Origin of the sequence: Ketobacter sp., assembly GCF_003671495.1 — a bacterium.
Lineage (GTDB): Bacteria > Pseudomonadota > Gammaproteobacteria > Pseudomonadales > Ketobacteraceae > Ketobacter.
This window is the reverse complement of sequence record NZ_RCHN01000043.1, coordinates 159,065-175,532: the sequence shown is the minus strand read 5'-3', so window position 1 is coordinate 175,532 and position 16,468 is coordinate 159,065. Positions and strand designations below refer to the sequence as shown.

Annotated in this window: 12 protein-coding genes; 7 read left to right on the top strand and 5 right to left on the bottom strand. The window is 59.2% G+C overall.

What is annotated here, in order from left to right; translation table 11 throughout:
• Window positions 1-33: 33 nt before the first annotated feature.
• Both D9N14_RS19900 and D9N14_RS19895 read right to left on the bottom strand, forming a co-directional pair.
• Window positions 34-1,668, bottom strand: coding sequence for a methyl-accepting chemotaxis protein (locus tag D9N14_RS19900; protein WP_290583054.1), 1,635 nt, complete (start codon window positions 1,666-1,668; stop codon window positions 34-36).
• 91 nt (window positions 1,669-1,759) lie between these two features.
• Window positions 1,760-2,116 carry a nuclear transport factor 2 family protein gene (locus D9N14_RS19895; protein WP_290583052.1) on the bottom strand — a complete coding sequence of 119 codons (357 nt, stop codon included), beginning with the start codon at window positions 2,114-2,116 and terminating at the stop codon, window positions 1,760-1,762.
• A gap of 248 nt (window positions 2,117-2,364) precedes the next feature.
• On the opposite strand from D9N14_RS19895, the gene D9N14_RS19890 reads away from it, so the two are divergent.
• Genes D9N14_RS19890 through D9N14_RS19880 form a run of 3 tightly spaced genes read left to right on the top strand, consistent with a single transcriptional unit; the run spans window position 2,365 to window position 4,707 of the window.
• Window positions 2,365-3,477, top strand: coding sequence for a Rieske 2Fe-2S domain-containing protein (locus D9N14_RS19890; RefSeq protein ID WP_290583050.1), 1,113 nt, complete (start codon window positions 2,365-2,367; stop codon window positions 3,475-3,477).
• Window position 3,478: 1 nt separating this feature from the next.
• The gene (locus tag D9N14_RS19885) at window positions 3,479-3,946 is read left to right on the top strand and encodes a hypothetical protein (RefSeq protein WP_290583048.1); all 468 of its coding nucleotides are present in this window, start codon (window positions 3,479-3,481) and stop codon (window positions 3,944-3,946) included.
• Window positions 3,943-4,707 carry a methyltransferase gene (locus D9N14_RS19880; protein WP_290583046.1) on the top strand — a complete coding sequence of 255 codons (765 nt, stop codon included), beginning with the start codon at window positions 3,943-3,945 and terminating at the stop codon, window positions 4,705-4,707. Before D9N14_RS19885 ends, D9N14_RS19880 begins: the two co-directional genes overlap by 4 nt.
• A gap of 27 nt (window positions 4,708-4,734) precedes the next feature.
• Here D9N14_RS19880 and D9N14_RS19875 read toward each other — a convergent pair whose 3' ends face one another.
• Window positions 4,735-7,341: a LuxR C-terminal-related transcriptional regulator gene (locus tag D9N14_RS19875; protein ID WP_290583044.1), complete on the bottom strand. Its 2,607-nt coding sequence runs from the start codon at window positions 7,339-7,341 to the stop codon at window positions 4,735-4,737.
• A gap of 222 nt (window positions 7,342-7,563) precedes the next feature.
• Window positions 7,564-7,926: a hypothetical protein gene (locus tag D9N14_RS19870; protein ID WP_290583042.1), complete on the bottom strand. Its 363-nt coding sequence runs from the start codon at window positions 7,924-7,926 to the stop codon at window positions 7,564-7,566.
• A 145-nt stretch (window positions 7,927-8,071) separates the two neighbouring features.
• Here D9N14_RS19870 and D9N14_RS19865 point away from each other — a divergent pair, with 145 nt between their 5' ends.
• Entirely contained in the window at window positions 8,072-10,099 is a 2,028-nt protein-coding gene (locus D9N14_RS19865; RefSeq protein WP_290583040.1) for a methyl-accepting chemotaxis protein, read from the top strand.
• 48 nt (window positions 10,100-10,147) lie between these two features.
• Here the strand turns inward: D9N14_RS19865 and D9N14_RS19860 are convergent, their stop codons facing one another.
• Complete coding sequence (locus tag D9N14_RS19860) at window positions 10,148-10,870, bottom strand: 16S rRNA (uracil(1498)-N(3))-methyltransferase (RefSeq protein WP_290583038.1); 723 nt, start codon at window positions 10,868-10,870, stop codon at window positions 10,148-10,150.
• A 397-nt stretch (window positions 10,871-11,267) separates the two neighbouring features.
• Between D9N14_RS19860 and D9N14_RS19855 the strand changes: the two genes are divergently transcribed.
• The 3 genes from D9N14_RS19855 to D9N14_RS19845 are packed head-to-tail and all read left to right on the top strand — an operon-like array spanning window position 11,268 to window position 16,385.
• Entirely contained in the window at window positions 11,268-12,995 is a 1,728-nt protein-coding gene (locus D9N14_RS19855; RefSeq protein ID WP_290583036.1) for an acyl-CoA carboxylase subunit beta, read from the top strand.
• Window positions 12,996-13,041: 46 nt separating this feature from the next.
• Window positions 13,042-15,921: a biotin/lipoyl-containing protein gene (locus D9N14_RS19850; protein WP_290583034.1), complete on the top strand. Its 2,880-nt coding sequence runs from the start codon at window positions 13,042-13,044 to the stop codon at window positions 15,919-15,921.
• A gap of 14 nt (window positions 15,922-15,935) precedes the next feature.
• Complete coding sequence (locus D9N14_RS19845) at window positions 15,936-16,385, top strand: YiiD C-terminal domain-containing protein (RefSeq protein WP_290583032.1); 450 nt, start codon at window positions 15,936-15,938, stop codon at window positions 16,383-16,385.
• Window positions 16,386-16,468: the final 83 nt, after the last annotated feature.

The window sequence follows — 16,468 nt, the reverse complement described above, 5'->3', positions numbered from 1 at the left end:
CTGCGGTTTTTTTCGGGGTCGAAAAGTGCTGTCCTAACTGACTTTGAAGTTCCCCACCTGCTCCATCAGGGCGGTGGATTCCTGTTTCAATTCGGCGCTGGCGCTGCCGATGGTTTCCGCCCGCTGGGACAGCTCACAGGCATGGGCGTTGATCATATCAATGTGCTTGGTGATGTCTTCCACCACCGAGGACTGCTCTTCCACCGCGGCGGCTACCTGAATGGCACGGCCACTGATGGTGGTCAGGTTGTGGGCCACATCGTTGAGTGAGGATTCCGCGTTGATGGCCGTGTCCACCGTGGACGCTGCATTCTGTTTCACCGTATCCATGGCGCTCACCACATCGTTCACCCCGGTCTGCAGCTTGTTGATCATGTTGTTGATGTGCTCGGTGCTTTCCTGGGTTTTGCTGGCCAGGGTGCGCACCTCATCGGCCACCACCGCAAAGCCGCGGCCCTGGTCTCCGGCCCGGGCCGCTTCAATGGCGGCGTTCAGGGCCAGCAGGTTGGTCTGCTCTGCAATGCCCTGAATCACATCCACCACCGAGGCGATGGCCGAGGCTTCACCTTCCAGGCGCTTGATGGCTTCCACCGAAACGTCCACATGATCGGAGAGCGCGCCGATGTCCTGGATGGCGCCTTTGAAGATCTTGGCGACGTTCTGCGCCTCCCGGTCCGCGTGGTTGGTTTCGCTGGAGACTTCCTGGGTGTTGCTGGAAACCTCAGTGATGGCGGCGGCCATTTCCGTCAAGGCGGAGGCCACCACCTCGATGGAGGAGGCCAGCTCGTCGATGGACTGGGCGTTTTCATACATGGTTTGGTCGAGTGTGGCGGAAGAGTGGCTCACGCCCTTGGCGCTTTGGGTGATGCGCAGCACCAGGGTTTCCATGGAGGTCAGGAACGTATTGAAGGTGGTGCTGATGGTGCCCAGTTCATCGTTGCCCATGGATTCCACGCGGGCGGTCAGGTCACCCTTGCCGGAGGCAATTTCAGACAGTGCCCGTTGCAGCCGCGAAATCGCTTTGATGATGGCCCTGGGCAGAAAGATCGCCACCGCCAGCGCAATCAGGATCACGATGCCGTTAAGAATCAGGGACGCCTGAATGGAGCTCTGGCTGTTCTCGTTCACGGTGTTTGCCAGTTCGGTGGACGTGGCAGAGAGGTTCTCGCCGATTTTGTCCAGAATGTCGCGGGAGGCTTCAAACTGATCTGCCAGCCCGCCTTTGCTCAGGCGGGCGGCATCGGCAGTGGACATGCCGTTGTTTTTCACTTTCTCCATCATGCTGCGGGAGCTGCTTTCCCAGCGGCGGAAACTGGAGAGGAACTCGTTGACCAGGCCCTTGACCGGCTCGTGGATATCCAGTTCCTTGACCCGGGTCAGGCGGTCGGCCACCTGGTCCACATTCTCTTCGAAGGATTTGAACACCGCGGCATCGAAGCCGCCCATGGCAATGGTGCGTTCAGCGATCTGGGCCTGATACAGATCCCGGTCGGCGTTCAGGGTCATGTCCAGCGCCGGGAAATAGTTCTCCTGGATGGAATTGAAATCGGAAGTAATCGCACGCATGGTGCTGACCTTGTTGAAGGTCAGCAAGACCAGCAGCACTGAAATCACGCCGATGGGAATGGCCAGCTTCCACTGGATGCTCAGGTTTTGCCACATATTCATATCCAAACTCAACCAAAATAATCCATTTAAAGATTCAGTTTAGAAGGTTTCTGAAAGTGGGCAACAGCCTTTGGTCTAAGTGATGTTCGGATCAGAAACGGTTTTCCGGCCCCCAGTAGGCCCGCATGGACACCACTTTGCCCTGGTCATTGAACTCGAACACGTCGATGATCTCCATGGTGATCGGCCCCACTTTGGCCTGGAACGGGAACGCGGCGGCGTTGCCGGTGCAGCGTACATTGCCGGTCAGTTGCAGCTGCACGCCCATGCCTTTCATGGCGCCGTAGAATGTCACGATGGCCTCAATGCCCTCGTGGGGAGGCGTGCCCACCGGGTCTTCCACGGTGGCGTTGTCCGCGTAGATCTCACGGATCATGTCCAGGTCCACGGTGCTTACAGCTTTCATATAATTTTCAACGGCTTGCTTCATGTGGGCGGCATCGGTCATGGTCGAACCTCACTGGTCGGATGGTCATTGCTTTGTTATTTTGGGAGTATATTTGCATTATGCTTGCAAAAATACAAGGTCATTGATAGCGTTAGGTCCCCAGGGATGTTTCGGTATCTGAGTATACAGTGTATACTCAGACTGAGTTTCCCGTTATAGTGGCAACTGAGTCGTGCATATCACAATAAGAACAGCGCCCCGGACTGCGCCCTGAAGCGTGGCCAGGGGAAAGCATAGAGGAGAGCAACATGAGCAAGTACGCGAAAATTGAGGCCGCGCCGGTGGAAGAACGTTATGCCCGCGGCTGGTATTGCCTGGGTAAGGCCGCGGACTATTCCCGACAGCCGGTGGCGCTGAATTACTTCGGCAGCAAGCTGGTGGCTTATCGGGGTCAGGATGACCAGTTGATCGTACTGGATGGCTACTGCCCCCACATGGGTGCGGATCTGTCCCAGGGCTATGTGGAGGGCAACTCCCTGCGCTGCGCCATGCACGCCTGGCGCTGGGGTGAAGATGGCGTCTGCGACGATATTCCCTATGCCAAGAAGATTCCCGCCAAAGCCTGCATCAAACCCTGGCCAGTGCTGGAGCGCAACGGCCTGGCCTACGTCTATCACGACCCGGAACACAACCTGCCCATCGCAGACCAGCTGCCGCCGGTGATCGAGGAATACGGCAATGGTGAATGGTCGGACTGGGAGGTGGTCCTGATTCCCATCGAAACCAACTGCCGTGAGCTGGTGGACAACATGGCGGACAAGGCCCACTTCGGCCCGGTGCACGCGTCCGCCGCCCTCAAGTTTGAGAACACCTTCCACCGGCACATGTGTGTGCAGCACATGGAAGGCAAGAGTCCACGCCTGGCTGGCGATTCCATCCTCACCACCACCGCCACCTATTACGGCCCCGCCTACATGATCACCGAGATGAGCGGGGAGATGAACGGCGTTCCGGTGCATTCCAAACTGCTGGTGAGCCACATTCCCACCTCCACCGAAAGCTTCGACCTGCGCTTTGGGGTCATGGTGAAACTGTTTCCCGGCATGAGTCAGGCGGATTCCGATGCCATGGTGCGGGGTTATGTGGAGCTGACCCAGCAGGCGTTTTTTGAAGATGTCCAGTTCTGGCATACCAAAGTGCGGGTGGATAACCCGGTGTTGTGTGATGGCGATGGCCCGATCCACAAACTGCGGCAGTGGTATAACCAGTTTTATGTGGACATCGCGGAGGTGCCGGATACCTGGAACGAGAAGAAGACCTACAGTGTGGATGCGTTCAACCCGATTCCAGAGCAGAAGCTGGCGCAGCCGGTGATTGCCGACGGCACCGAGCACGAAGCGAACACGGCGCTGGAAGCCTGATATGACGAGCGCGTTCTCGACCGCCACCGACGGCGCTGACATTGCAGCCTCAGCATCCCCGGCATCGCCCGCGCTGCGGCTGTTTGCCCTGGTGCTGAAGCTGCTGGGCTTGAGCCTGTGGGGAGTCTATCTGTTGTATCTGCCCAGGCCGCAGTGGTTTCAGTCAGAGGCGGCCCTGAAGCTGGCCGGATTGATTGAGCCGGGTATGATTTTCTACAGTCTGGCCACGGCGGGGGCGGCGTTCTTTGTCTGGGGCTCGCTGGTGGCTGCGACCTGTGCGGGGCAGGGCATCAGCCGCCGGCAATTGCTGCGGGCATCGGCCCTGGGCATGTTGATGCTGGCCCTGATGCGCTTGGGCACTACCCTGTTTCCCCACGGACCGTTCCAGCAACTGCTGGCGTTGCCCATTGCGGAGTTTGTGGTGTTCACCCTGATCGCCCTGTTGCTGCTGCGGGCATCCCGATCATGACCGACGACCTGGTTTTTAACAGTCTGTTGATCGGCGTCTTCGCCAGTGCCCTGCTGACGGTGCTGGTGCTGTTGTTCGTCAATGCGCCCTATGGTCGCCATCAGAGCAGCGGCTGGGGGCCCACCATTCCGGTGCGGCTGGGTTGGGTGCTGATGGAATCCCCCGCCAGTCTGGTGTTCTTGTATTGCTACTTCAGCGGAGCCCGGGCCTTTGAACTGGCGCCCATGATTCTGCTGGTGCTGTGGCAGCTGCATTACCTGCACCGGTCTTTTATCTACCCGTTCCAGATCAAAGTGAAGCCCGGGGCCCGCACCACGGTGCTGGTGATCGCCCTGGGGGCCCTGTATTGCGGCATCAACGGCTATCTGAATGGCACCTACATTACCCACTATGGAACCCATCTGAACCGGGACTGGTTGAGTGATCCACGCTTCGTAATCGGGGTGGGGTTGTTCGGCTTTGGTTATTACCTGAATAAAAAATCCGATCACATGCTGCAGGCATTGCGGCAGCAGCGTCCCGGTGAATACCAGATTCCCTATGGATTCGGTTTCCGCTGGGTGTCCATGCCCAATTATTTAGGGGAGATCATCACCTGGAGTGGTTTTGCCCTGGCCAGTTGGTCGCTGGCGGGCCTTTCCTTTGTAGTGTTCACCATGGCCAACCTGGTGCCGCGGGCGTTGGCGAATCACCGTTGGTATCGGGAAACCTTCACCGATTACCCCAAAGACCGCCGCGCAGTGATTCCCTATATTCTGTAACGGACCTTGCTGCTCAGGTCTCCGGTCTTAACTGATCAGGCCCAGTTCGCGGCCCCGGGCCACCGCCTGGGTGCGGCTGGTGACCGACATCTTTTCATAGATATGGCGGATGTGGGCCTTGGTGGTGGTGAGGGCAATGTGCAGGGTGTCGGCAATGGCCTGGTTGCGGTGGCCCACGGCGATCAGGTTCAGCACTTCCAGCTCGCGGCTGGTGAGCTGTTCCGGCAGGTTCACCAGGGTGGCGTCCCGTTGTTTGAGCAGTGCCTTTTCCCACCAGCCACTGTGGCCGCGGGCCTGCAGTCGTTGCAGGGCAGGTTGCAGAAACCCGCGCCCATCGAACAGCATCTGGTAGTAGCCGGCGGAATCGGCCCATTGAATCGCGCAGTGCAGGGCGTCCGCCGCCAGGTCCACCTCGTCGTAGCGGCAGTGCACCATGGCCATGGTCAATAACGCCCGCACCCGGTTGATCAGGCGGCCGTGGCGGGTGGCCGTTTCCAGCACCAGGTTCAGTTCTTCCAGTGCCGCCTCTTTCCGGTGATCCAGCGCCAGGCAGCGGGCCAGTACAATGCGGTCTTCCTCGTTGGTGTAGCGCCGGTTTTCCCGCAGCCTTTTCTCATTGCGGCGGCACCAGGCCAGGGCCTCTTCCAGTTTGCCTTGCTGCAGCATGATGCTGGCTTCAATCATGCCAGCATTGGGGGACATGGCGGACCAGTGGCTTTGATCCTGCGCCATCTGGCTGGCGGCGGAGCGGGTCAACGCCAGGGCTTCATCCCATTGGCCCTGGGTGGCCTTCAGTACCGCCTGCATAAGGTTGATCAGGGCGCTGTGACCGTTTTCGGCCCCTTCCTGCTGGTGCTGCAGCAACGGTTCGATGGCCTGCTTGGCTTGGTCCAGCTGCCGGGTCTCACGGTAAATCGTGAAATACATGATGTTCTGCCAGCGGTCCAGTTGGTCCTCACACTCCCCGTTGGTTTGTATCCAGTGCCGGACCTGGTTCAGGGTGGCCAGCGCCTTGTGGGTCAAGCCACACTGGAAATACACATGGGAGAGCAAGACCGATACCGACAGCCCGCAGAAGTAGTTTTCCTCGCTGTAGGACGCTTCCATGGATTGCTCCAGGTAAGCGCGGGCGGATTGCTGTTGACCGCTCTGGAACTGTTCCAGCCCCATGGCGAACAGGGTCACCGCGTTGAGCTGCTGGTGCTTGTCGGTGGAATGCTCCATGGCCAGCTCGGACCAGCGGGTGGCTTCCTCGTGCTGGCCGCGGAAGCGGGCGATGTGGGCCCGAAACAGAAATATCTGCATGCGCAGGGCTTCCTGGTCCCGGCCCTGCAGGGAACGGTCCGCCTGATCCAGATAGGGCTCGGCCTCCAGCACCCGCTCGGTGCAGAACAATGTCCAGGCCTTGGTCAGGGCCAGTTTGGGGCGCTGGGTCACCACCGCAACCGGCAACCGGTTCAGCCACCAGTTGAGGGATTCGTTTTTGCCCGCCAGCATGCGGGACACCCCCAGGGTTTCGATCAGATCAGCGGCCTCATCCCACAGCTGGGCCTGCAACAGGCACACAATGGCTTCTTCCTCGTCCCCGGCCTGCACGTACCACTGAGCGGCCTGACGCGGAAACAGGGTGAGGGATTCCGGGATCAGTTGCCGCGCCAGGTTCTGGATGTTTTCCCTGAACAGGTCGTGAAACCGGAACCAGGTGCCGGTGGCATCCAGGGGAATCAAAAACAGGTTGTGTTTGATCAGGTGCTCCAGGCTGTCCTTCACCGGGCATTCCGGGAGCTCCGCCAGGGCCTGTTCGCACAGGGGCAGGCTGAAGCGGCGCAGCTGGGTGACGTGCAGCAGAAACTGCTGGATGGGCTCCGGCTGTCCGGCCAGTACCTCTTCCGCCAGGTAATCCATCATGGACTGGTTGTGTTTTCGTTCCAGCAACGGCTCGGTGGCCTGCTCCCCGCCTTTGAGGCTCAACCCCGCCAGCTGCAGGGCTGCCGCCCAGCCCTCGGTTTGATTGTGCAGCAGGTCGATGCTGTGGGTGTCCAATTGCAGGCTTAACGTGTTCTCCAGAAACTGGCGTGTCTCTGTGGATTGGAAACACAGCTCCTGGGCCTTCACCTCGGTCACCTGCTGCTGCACCCGGCGTCGCGGGATGTGAATCGATGGCTGGTTGCGGGCGGTGATCACCACGTGTAATCCGGCGGGCAGGCGGTCCAGAAACCAGCTTACCTGGCCCAGCACGGTTTCATCCTGAATGCAGTGAAAGTCGTCCAGCACCAGCACATGCAGCGGCCGCCCGCTGGCGGACTGGTCCTGCCAGTGGTTGATCAGGTGCACGATGTGGTCTTCGGGGGCCGCTGTCAGTTCCCCCGGCGGTAACGGTCGCTCCAGGGCAAAGCCCACGTAACGCCAGAAGCGCTGGGGGTCGTTATCCTGGTGATCCAGGGACAGCCAGGAATGGGGGCAGTCCAGCTGATCCAGCCATTGTTTGGCCAGGGTGGTTTTGCCGTATCCAGCGGGGGCGTGGATCAGCGTCATGCGCCCGGGCGCCGGTTGGCCAAGGCGCTGCAACAGCCGCTGCCGGGGTATGGCACCAGCCCGGATTGGGGGGGCATAGAATTTGGTCTTCAGCAACATGGTCAGTCTGATTGACTCTTATTGGCTCTGCTTGTGTCTGTTTTTGTTGTTAGTCAGGGGCAAATTGGACGTCAAAGTCGTCTAACTTGTCCTAAAAGCCAGCCATTGTGGCCGGTTTTTACAAGATTTGGTCTTGAGAAGGAGGATAACGGAAATTAGTGTGACGGTGTGAAACAATTTATTGCAGAAAGCAGGGGCCCTGGCCCCGGGGCAGGCGAGGCCTTACTCTTTGAAGGCCTCGATCAGGTCAGCGATGACGGTGGCGTTCACCATATTCAGCAGGTTATCCATGATGTCGGTGGAACTGGGGACCCAGGGCTTCATCCCGGTGAGGAATTCGGTGCGCTCACTCAGGTAGCGGGCCAGATCCTGTTCAGCCTGTTGCGTATCTTCCTGCTCCAGCATGTTGAAGATGAGTTCCAGGTGTTCCAGCATGATGCGGCCATAGAGTGCGCTTTCGCCGTAGGTGCGCATGGCGTCCACCAGCCCGCCTTTCAGGTCCAGCTCTGACTGGAACTTGGAAACCGCCTTCCGCGCCTGGCGCCGCAGGCTTTCCGCTATGTCCAGGCTTTCTTTCAGATCCATGATGGATACTCCGCTGTTGTCGTCCCTGGGTTAAAGGATAGACCATGCCGTCGCGGCCATCGTAAGTATTTGCCGGCCTGTCAATCTGGCCTGTCTGTCTATACTGAAATGGTCACACTTTCCAAAAGACAGTTGAGGTAGTTTGATGCACGCACTGTTGGCTCCGGGTATTGCCCTGATCTCACGGGTCAGTTTCGCCAAGAAATTCATCCTCATCAGCTTGCTGTTCTACGTACCCCTGATGACCTTCAGCGGCATGATGGTGCGGGATTCCCTGATCGAAATTCATAATGCGGAGCGTGAGCAGGACGGCTTGGCACTGATCGGCGAAATGCTGGCGGTGAAACGACTGCTGGAGCAGCAGCGGGATCTGCGGGTGGTGTCGAACATCCATCGCGAAGCGGCTGTGCGGTCCCTGGAGAACAAGGTGACAGAACAGGCGTTGAACGCCATTGACCAGTTACTTGAGCGTCCGGGCCCGCTGGCCGAGGATGCGGACTTCCGCGCCCGGCTCAGTGAGATTCGCCGGGAAGCCGCGGGTCTGGCGGCGGTGGGTGTCAACAACGAGGAGGGGCCGGAATTCACCTATCTGGCCATGGCTGGCCCAACCGGTAAGCTGCAGACCCTGATCAAAACCGTGTTTGAGACCAGCGGCTTGAACCTGGAAAGCGACAAAAGTGTGCTGGGCATGCTGGACCTGCTGACCCGGCACCTGGCCCGATTGAATGACATCAACAGCCGGCTGCGCGCCATCGGCGCCTATGGCCTGACCTACACCTATCTGGATGGTTACACCCTGGAGGCCCTGGAAAAAGCCCTGGGTAACCTGGACCTGTTCCGCCAGGAGTTTCCGCTGACCTTCGCCAACGCGCTGCCCGGCGCGGCCGGCTCGACGCTGGAGGCGGAATTGGCCAACCTGGAGCAGGTGCTGCAGGCGGAGCGGCGTTTTGTGGATGAGAATGTCCTGCTGGCCACCACCTTTGAGCTGGGCTGGCGCGAGTACTTCGAGCAGCTGACCCAATTCATCCAGCAGCAACAGGTGTTCAGTCAGCTACTGCTGACCGGAGCCGAACTCAAAATTGAAGACAAAAAACGCGCCCTGTGGGCCGGTACAGTGCGGATTGTGGTGGCGTTGGTGGCGTTGTTGCTGATCACCGCCTATGCCTACAGCGCCTTTTATGTGTCCCTCAATGATGCCATCGAGCAGGTGCGCGGTGCAGCGGCGCGGATGGCGGAAGGGGACATGACCGTGCGCCTGGAGCAACGCAGTAATGATGAGATGGGCCGCCTCATCATGCGCTTCAACCTCAGTACCGAGCGGGTGCGGGAGCTGGTGACCCATGTATCCGCCAGTGCCGACCAGGTCACCGAGCTGGCGCAGAACGTGAAAGGCTATTCCCGGGACAGCAGTTCCGGCATGGCGGCGCAAACCCAGCGCACCCAACAGGTGGCGGCGGCCATCAGTGAATTGACCAACACCGTGCAAGGGGTGGCGGACTATTCCAAGCGGGCGGAGGATCTGGTGGCTTCCACCAGTGACAAGGCCCGTCGTGGCAGTGAGCAGGTGGGGGAGACCCTGCGTCAGGTGAACTCGCTGTCTGAGGACATCGGGCTGACCAGCACCACCATCAACGAGTTGGCCCAGGACAGCCAGAAGATCGCCCAGGTGATTGATGAGATCAAATCCATTGCGGCCCAGACCAACCTGTTGGCCCTGAATGCGGCCATTGAGGCTGCCCGCGCCGGTGAACAGGGGCGGGGCTTTGCAGTGGTGGCCGATGAAGTGCGTTCCCTGTCCCAGCGCACCCAGGATTCCACCGGCAATATCGAAGCCATCATCGACAACTTCCTGAAAAAGATCGAGCAGGCGGTGGGCGCCATGGCCCACAGCAGTGAGGTGGCCGCGGGCACGGTGGAGGATTCCCGGGCGGTAGGGGCGGTGTTCGATGAAATCCGGCAGGACCTGGCCAGCGTGGTGGAGATGACCAGCCAGATTGCGCTGTCGGTCAATCAGCAGGCCCAGGTGGCCCATGAAATCGACCAGAACATCCACGACATCCGGGATTCCGGCGATCAGGCCACCCGACAGGCGGAAGCCACCGCCCAGGCCAGCGAGGCAATGGCCCTGGAGGCCAGCCAGCTGAAAAGCATCCTGGGTGCCTTTAAGGTATAAGATACGGTGTGAGCCGGGCCGCTTGAACCGGCTCCCGCTAAAAAATTGTTACAGAAAAAGTTTCCCCAACAGGGCCGGCACCGCAGTCTCCACCTTCAGGATTCTGGGCCCCAGGCTGATGCATGCAAACCCCGCCCGCTGCAGCTGTTCCACTTCATAGGGTATAAAGCCCCCCTCCGGGCCCACCGCCAACAGACAGGGGGCGGTGACCCCGCTGGGGCAGGGGCCGGCGTCCGCCGTGGGGTGGGCAAGCCAGGCCGGTTTGCCCGTCACCAGTGCCGGCAGTTCGTCCTCCACAAACGGCTTGAAACGCTGCCGCAGATGCACCTGGGGTAACACGCTGTCCCGGGCCTGTTCCAGCCCCAGCAGCAAGGTTTCCTGCAGCGCCTGTTGCTGCAGGAACGGTGTCTGCCAATAGCTCTTTTCCACCCGGAAACTGTTGATCAGAAAGATTTCTTTCACCCCCAGGGTGGTACACGCCTGCAGGGTGCGACGTAGCACTTTGGGGCGCGGCAGGGCCAGCAGCAAGGTGACCGGCAGCGGCGGTGGAGGCGGGGTGTCCAGGGTGATATCCAGGGTCACGCTGTTGGTGTCCAGCGTCACCACTCGGGCCATGCCCAGCGGCCCCCCCAGCAACCCCACCCGCAGCCATTCCCCGGGCTTGGGTTTGATCACCGAAACGAGATGATGATGGCGCCGGTCAGCGATCACCAGGCGGCCGCTTGCGGTATTTTGTCCCCACTCCCGGGGGTGGATCAGGATCACATTCATGGCGCGGATTATGGGGCTTCGGGCGGCGAAAATCCAAAGCTGAAAATGGCGGTTAACTGTGGGATAATGGCGGCCCTTTTTGTCCTTGGGGGGGCTTGGGGTGACGTAAAATGCCCGTAAATTCAATAGGGTATTGAGCAGCCTCCATTTCGCATGTCCAGTGACATCCGTGTTGTTTTTCATCAATGTGAATGAGCGTTAAGGTGATTGACTCAGCGGTCGCACGATTGAATAATGCAGCACCCTCAAGATACAGATTTTTAATATCGGCACACAACTCGCTGATCTTAAATAGGTTTTTCTGCTATCCCGGTTTTGGCTTGAGGTGATCCCTCGCCCAAGACAGCTGAAAAGCCGCCAACAGTTCCAGCGATTCAACCAAAGAGCGTGTAACAGCATGGGAATACAGAAGAAGCTTGTTCCATCATTGGAAAACCCCTTTCACGAACCGGAAACCAAAGAATTCAAAATTCCCGGCGAGATTGCCCGGGAACCCGGTATCTATGAAGAATCCCTGAAAGAAGGCTGGGAGATCATGCAGCGTCCCGAGACCGCTGCCGGGGTCAAAGCCATTGAGAAGCAGCATCTGAAAAAACGGATGACTGTGTGGGAACGGATTCGAGTCCTCACCGACAAAGATCCCATCGTGCTGTACCAGAACTGGGGCAAGAACCTGGACGGTGCCTCCATCGTCACCGCCATCGTCAACATCGACGGTCGTGATGTGGCCCTGTACGGCCATGACTTCACCGTCCGCGCCGGCTCCATGGACGCCACCAACGGCCGCAAGCTGGCCAGCCTGATCAAAATGGCCGGTGAGCGGGGCATTCCCCTGATCGGCATGAACGACTCCGCCGGTGCCTTCGTACCGGCCGGTGTGGGTGGCCTGGACGGATACGCCGAAGCCTTCACCGCCCTGCGCAAAATCAGCGGTGTGGTGCCCAGCATCATGTGCATGTTCGGCTATAACGCCGGTGGTGGTGCCTACCTGCCCCGTCAGGGCAGCTTCATGATCCAGCCCCAGGATACCTTCTACGGTCTGACCGGCCCCGGCGTTGTGAAATCGGTGCTGGGCGAAGACGTGACCGCTGACGAGCTGGGTGGCCCCGGTGTTCACGGCCAGTCCGGTGTCACCGATTTTGTGGTGCCCGACGAAGTGTCTGCCCTGCGCAAGGCCAAAGAACTGCTGCGCTACTTCCCGGACAACAACAGCTCCATGGCGCCCTACCTGGAAACCTCCGATCCCCTGGACCGTAAAACCTGGGACGCGGACATCCTGTTCAAGAAGGCCTTCAACTCACCTTCCGGTTACAACACCCCCATTGATATCCGCATCCTGATCCAGCAGATCTGCGATCACGGCGACTACACTGAATTCCAACCCGACCGTGCCCAGAACACCATCTGCGCCTTCGGCCGGATGGGTGGCAACGTGGTGGGCATCGTGGCCAACAACAGTGCGGTGGCCTCCGGCCAGATTGATATCGCGGCGTCTTACAAGAACGCCCGTTTCATCCGCTTCTGTAACGTCTATAACATCCCCGTTGTCTTCATCGAAGACACCACCGGCTTCCTGCCCGGTACCGACCAGGAACGCAACGGTATCGTACAGGCCGGACGCGCCATGCTGGACTCCATCATCGACCTGCGTACGCCCCGCATCCTGCTGATCGTGCGCAACGCCTTCGGTGGCGCCTACGCGGCCTTCAACAGCTACGCCACCGGTGCGGACGTGGTGCTGGCTCTGCCCACCACCCGCCTGGCGGTAATGGGTAACGCCGGTAAAGAGTTCGTTTACAAGAAAGAGCTGGCGGCGGTGCGGGCAGCGGTGAAAGGCAAAATTGCCGAGCGCACTACCCAGTTGCTGGCCGCCGGCGGCACCGAAGCCCAGGCCAAAGAGCAGGCTCAGGTGGAAGTGGCCGAGTGGGTCAAGCAGCAGGAAGCCATGTATAACCAGAAATACGAAAAAGCCCTGATGAACCCGAAAGAGGCCTTGAGCCTGGGTTCCATCTCGCAACTGGTTATGCCGTACGACCTGCGCTCCAGTCTGGCCCAGAATCTCAACTTCCTGTTGCGTCATTATGAAGCCAAGCCCATGGGCGGCGTGCAACGCGAATTCCATTAATCGGCCGCCTGCAAACAGGTAGAAGAGAATTTATAGGATTTAGAAGATGAGCAACGAAAACTACACCAACAATCCTCTGGTGAACAAAGACCGCCGCCGCAAGCCCACCGATTCTGCGTGGGTCAGCCAGTTTGATTGCAGCGATATGAAACCCCTCATCATCTGTCGTGGTCCGATCCGGAAGGAAGTGATGGATGTGTGGGAAGAGATGGGCATTACCGATTACGGTATTCTGCTGTCCGAGAAGGACTCCATCACCTACAACAACGCCCTGGCCCCGGAACTGCGTCAGATTAAAAACCCGGATCGCGTGCACCGGGTGCCCGATTACACCGGTATGGACAAGGATGAGCGTACCCAGCGCATCCAGCAGATCATCAGCATTGCCAAGGAAAACGGACACGACTCCATTTTCGCCGGTTACGGTTTCATGGCGGAAGACGAAGCGCTGGTCAGTGCGCTGGAGAAAGCCGGTTTGAACTTCATTGGCCCCTGCTCCGGCACCGTGCGTGGCGCCGGCGCCAAGGACGAAGCCAAGCGGACTGCGTTGTTGAACGATGTTTCCACCACCCCCGGTATCGACAACCTCACCAGCCTGACCCTGATCCGCAAAGTCGGTGATCGCGCCGGCCTGAAAGCCCTGGCAGCAGAGAAAGGCCTGGACGTAGACGCCGCCAACTGGGAGGAAAGCGTGGCCCTGGAAGACGCCGCCGACGCGGTGCTGAACGCCTCCTATGCCAAATCCATGGACATCATCACCACCGATGAAATCTGCGCCGAGGCGATCACCCGGGTGGCGGAAGTATTCGGTCGTTACCCCGAGAACCGGGTGCGCCTGAAGGCCATCGGCGGCGGTGGCGGTAAAGGCCAGCGTATCCTGCAATCCCCGGCCGCCTTTGAAGGGGATCTGGATGCACGCATCCAGAAAGCGTCCTCCATTGCAGCTGAAAAGCTGATCGAGATCCTGCAGGAAGTGAAAACCACCGGTGTGGGCGACAACAAGAACGTGTTGATCGAGCTGAACATCGAAACCACCCGTCACCAGGAAATCCAGGTGATCGGTAACGGTGAATGGTGCACCACCCTGGGTGCCCGCGACTGTTCCCTGCAGATGCACGAACAGAAACTGCTGGAAATTTCCAACACCAGTGAAATGCTGGAAGAAGCCATTGCGGCTGCAGAAGCGGCCGGCAAAACCGGTGAAGTGGAAGCCCTCAAAACCGATCTGTCCATTCTGCAGCGCATGGAGCAGGAATCCGAGCGCTTCGGGCTGGCGGTGGGCCTGGATTCGGTGTCCACCTTCGAGTGTATCGTGGACAAAGACAGCCACTTCTTCATGGAGATGAACACCCGGATTCAGGTGGAGCACCGTGTTTCCGAACTGTGTTACACCTTGAAGTTTGTGAATCCCGAAGACCCCAACGATTTCCTGCTGGTGGACTCCCTGGTGGAGGCCATGACCCTGTTGGCCCGTCACGGCAAGAAGTTGCCCAAGCCGGAGCGTATCCCCCGTGAGCGCGCGTCGGTGGAAGCCCGTTTGAATGCCACTAATGCGGCGTTGAAACCCCACGCCGGCGGCATCATCGAATACTGGTCCAGCCCCATCGAAAACGAGATCCGTGACGACCAGGGCATCAGCGCCCGTAATCCGGACACCAACCAGTTCATCAAGTATCACCTGGCCGGTGCTTATGACAGTAACATCGCCCTGTTGTTGTCCGTGGGTCAAAACCGCAAGCACAGCTACGAGGAAATGGCGGAGCTGCTGCGTCGTACCAAAATGAGCGGGGAAAACCTGGCCACTAACCTGCAGTTCCATTACGGGCTGGTGCATTGGTTCCTGGCCGAGAACGTACACGCGAAATCCACCACCAAGTTCGTCATGCCCTATCTGACGTTGGTGGGCAAGCTGAAGGCTGCGATCTCCGATTTCGACCTGGAGTACGCCTTTAACCATGCCAAGGGTATCTACAAAAAGCAGATCGCCGAAGCCCACGGTGCCGGCGAAGCGCTGCAATCTGCCATGCAGGCCATTGATGCCGCCATGGAGCGCAAGCACACCCTGTTGCTGCGGGCGCTGGACATCCTGACCCGCGATCCGCACATTTTCTCTGGTTGGGTAAGCCTGAACAAAGCCAACGTGAAGTTCGACGGCGATAAAGTGGTATGGACCCGCAACCCGATCCAGGTGCTGGATGAAACCTACCACTACCTGAACATGGATTACCGTGCTGACCTGCCGGCCGCTGAGTGCATCTGGAAACACGACAACGAGGTGCTGCAGAAAGGCCTGCAATTCTATCGTGACCTGGAGGCCAAGCTGGGCCAGTCCGACTGGGTACAACTGAATGCCCTGCTGGCGGAATCCACCCCACAGGGTGGTCTGGACGCCGATACCTGGACTCAGGTGCAAGCGGCTCACCTGGGCTTCCAGGCGGGTATGGAAGTGGTTTCCGCGCTGCCCAAACTGGCCAATCAGGTGGGCTTCTACGACCTCAAGGTGAACGACGACCTGACCGTCTACATCCCGGAAGAACTGCATGACGAAGCCCTGCAGGGTCGCATGATGAAAGTGTTGGTGCCACCCCCGGCCACCAAAGCGGACGAGATCGTGGCGGTGAGCGGTGGTATGTTCTACGGCCGCGAAGTACCGGGAGCCCCTCCGTTTGTGGAAGAAGGTGCCCATGTGGAAGCCGGTCAGCCCATCTACATCATCGAAGTCATGAAGATGTTCAACAAGGTGGTGGCGCCGTTCGCCTGTACCATCGACAAGATTCTGCTGGAGAACACCGACGGTTCCATCGTCAAGCAGGGGCAACCCCTGTTCAAGGTCACTCCGGATGAGAAAGTCGTGGAACTGGACCCGGCGGTGGAAGCCCAGCGCCGTCGTGATTACACCGATTCCCTGCTGAACGGTTTGATCTGAAGGACCGCTGTTTGATGGATAAGCTCGATCACGTTCGCACCAAGCTCAAGGAGCAAGTGCCCCTGATCACCCATATGGGTATCGACGTGATCTCCTGGGACGGCTCCACTGTCGTGGTGGAGGCGCCCCTGGAGCCGAACCTGAATACCCACGGCACCGCTTTTGGTGGCAGCCTGTATTGCGTCGGCGCCATGACCGGCTGGAGTGCTCTGCACCTGACGTTGATGGACGCCGGGCATCTGCCCAGTGTGTGGTTGGCCAAGGGCGAAGTGGCGTACCTGAAGCCGGTTCGGGGTGTGCTGCGGGCACAAACCACCATCACACCGGAGCAGCGCCAGCAGATCCTGGAGGGTTACGAGGGCAAAGGCCGGGTGAAAACCACCATTGAGGTGGTGATCCATGAAGGGGACGCAGAGGCGGTGCGCATGAGTGCATTGTACGCTGCCATGAAGCAGGACCCTTGAAGGCTGACCGGCTTGCTCTGCGCCCTTCTTGATCTGTGTCCTTATAAACGAGTAAGTGCGCCGATCAAAACCAGTCAGCAGTT

What these genes read in the sequence shown, in the direction of transcription:
- D9N14_RS19860 (WP_290583038.1), bottom strand. Translation starts at nt 10,870, where the DNA reads ATGAATGTGATCCTGATCCACCCCCGGGAGTGGGGACAAAATACCGCA.
- D9N14_RS19895 (WP_290583052.1), bottom strand. Translation starts at nt 2,116, where the DNA reads ATGACCGATGCCGCCCACATGAAGCAAGCCGTTGAAAATTATATGAAA.
- D9N14_RS19885 (WP_290583048.1), top strand. Translation starts at nt 3,479, where the DNA reads ATGACGAGCGCGTTCTCGACCGCCACCGACGGCGCTGACATTGCAGCC.
- D9N14_RS19900 (WP_290583054.1), bottom strand. Translation starts at nt 1,668, where the DNA reads ATGAATATGTGGCAAAACCTGAGCATCCAGTGGAAGCTGGCCATTCCC.
- D9N14_RS19850 (WP_290583034.1), top strand. Translation starts at nt 13,042, where the DNA reads ATGAGCAACGAAAACTACACCAACAATCCTCTGGTGAACAAAGACCGC.
- D9N14_RS19845 (WP_290583032.1), top strand. Translation starts at nt 15,936, where the DNA reads ATGGATAAGCTCGATCACGTTCGCACCAAGCTCAAGGAGCAAGTGCCC.
- D9N14_RS19855 (WP_290583036.1), top strand. Translation starts at nt 11,268, where the DNA reads ATGGGAATACAGAAGAAGCTTGTTCCATCATTGGAAAACCCCTTTCAC.
- D9N14_RS19865 (WP_290583040.1), top strand. Translation starts at nt 8,072, where the DNA reads ATGCACGCACTGTTGGCTCCGGGTATTGCCCTGATCTCACGGGTCAGT.
- D9N14_RS19875 (WP_290583044.1), bottom strand. Translation starts at nt 7,341, where the DNA reads ATGTTGCTGAAGACCAAATTCTATGCCCCCCCAATCCGGGCTGGTGCC.
- D9N14_RS19880 (WP_290583046.1), top strand. Translation starts at nt 3,943, where the DNA reads ATGACCGACGACCTGGTTTTTAACAGTCTGTTGATCGGCGTCTTCGCC.
- D9N14_RS19890 (WP_290583050.1), top strand. Translation starts at nt 2,365, where the DNA reads ATGAGCAAGTACGCGAAAATTGAGGCCGCGCCGGTGGAAGAACGTTAT.
- D9N14_RS19870 (WP_290583042.1), bottom strand. Translation starts at nt 7,926, where the DNA reads ATGGATCTGAAAGAAAGCCTGGACATAGCGGAAAGCCTGCGGCGCCAG.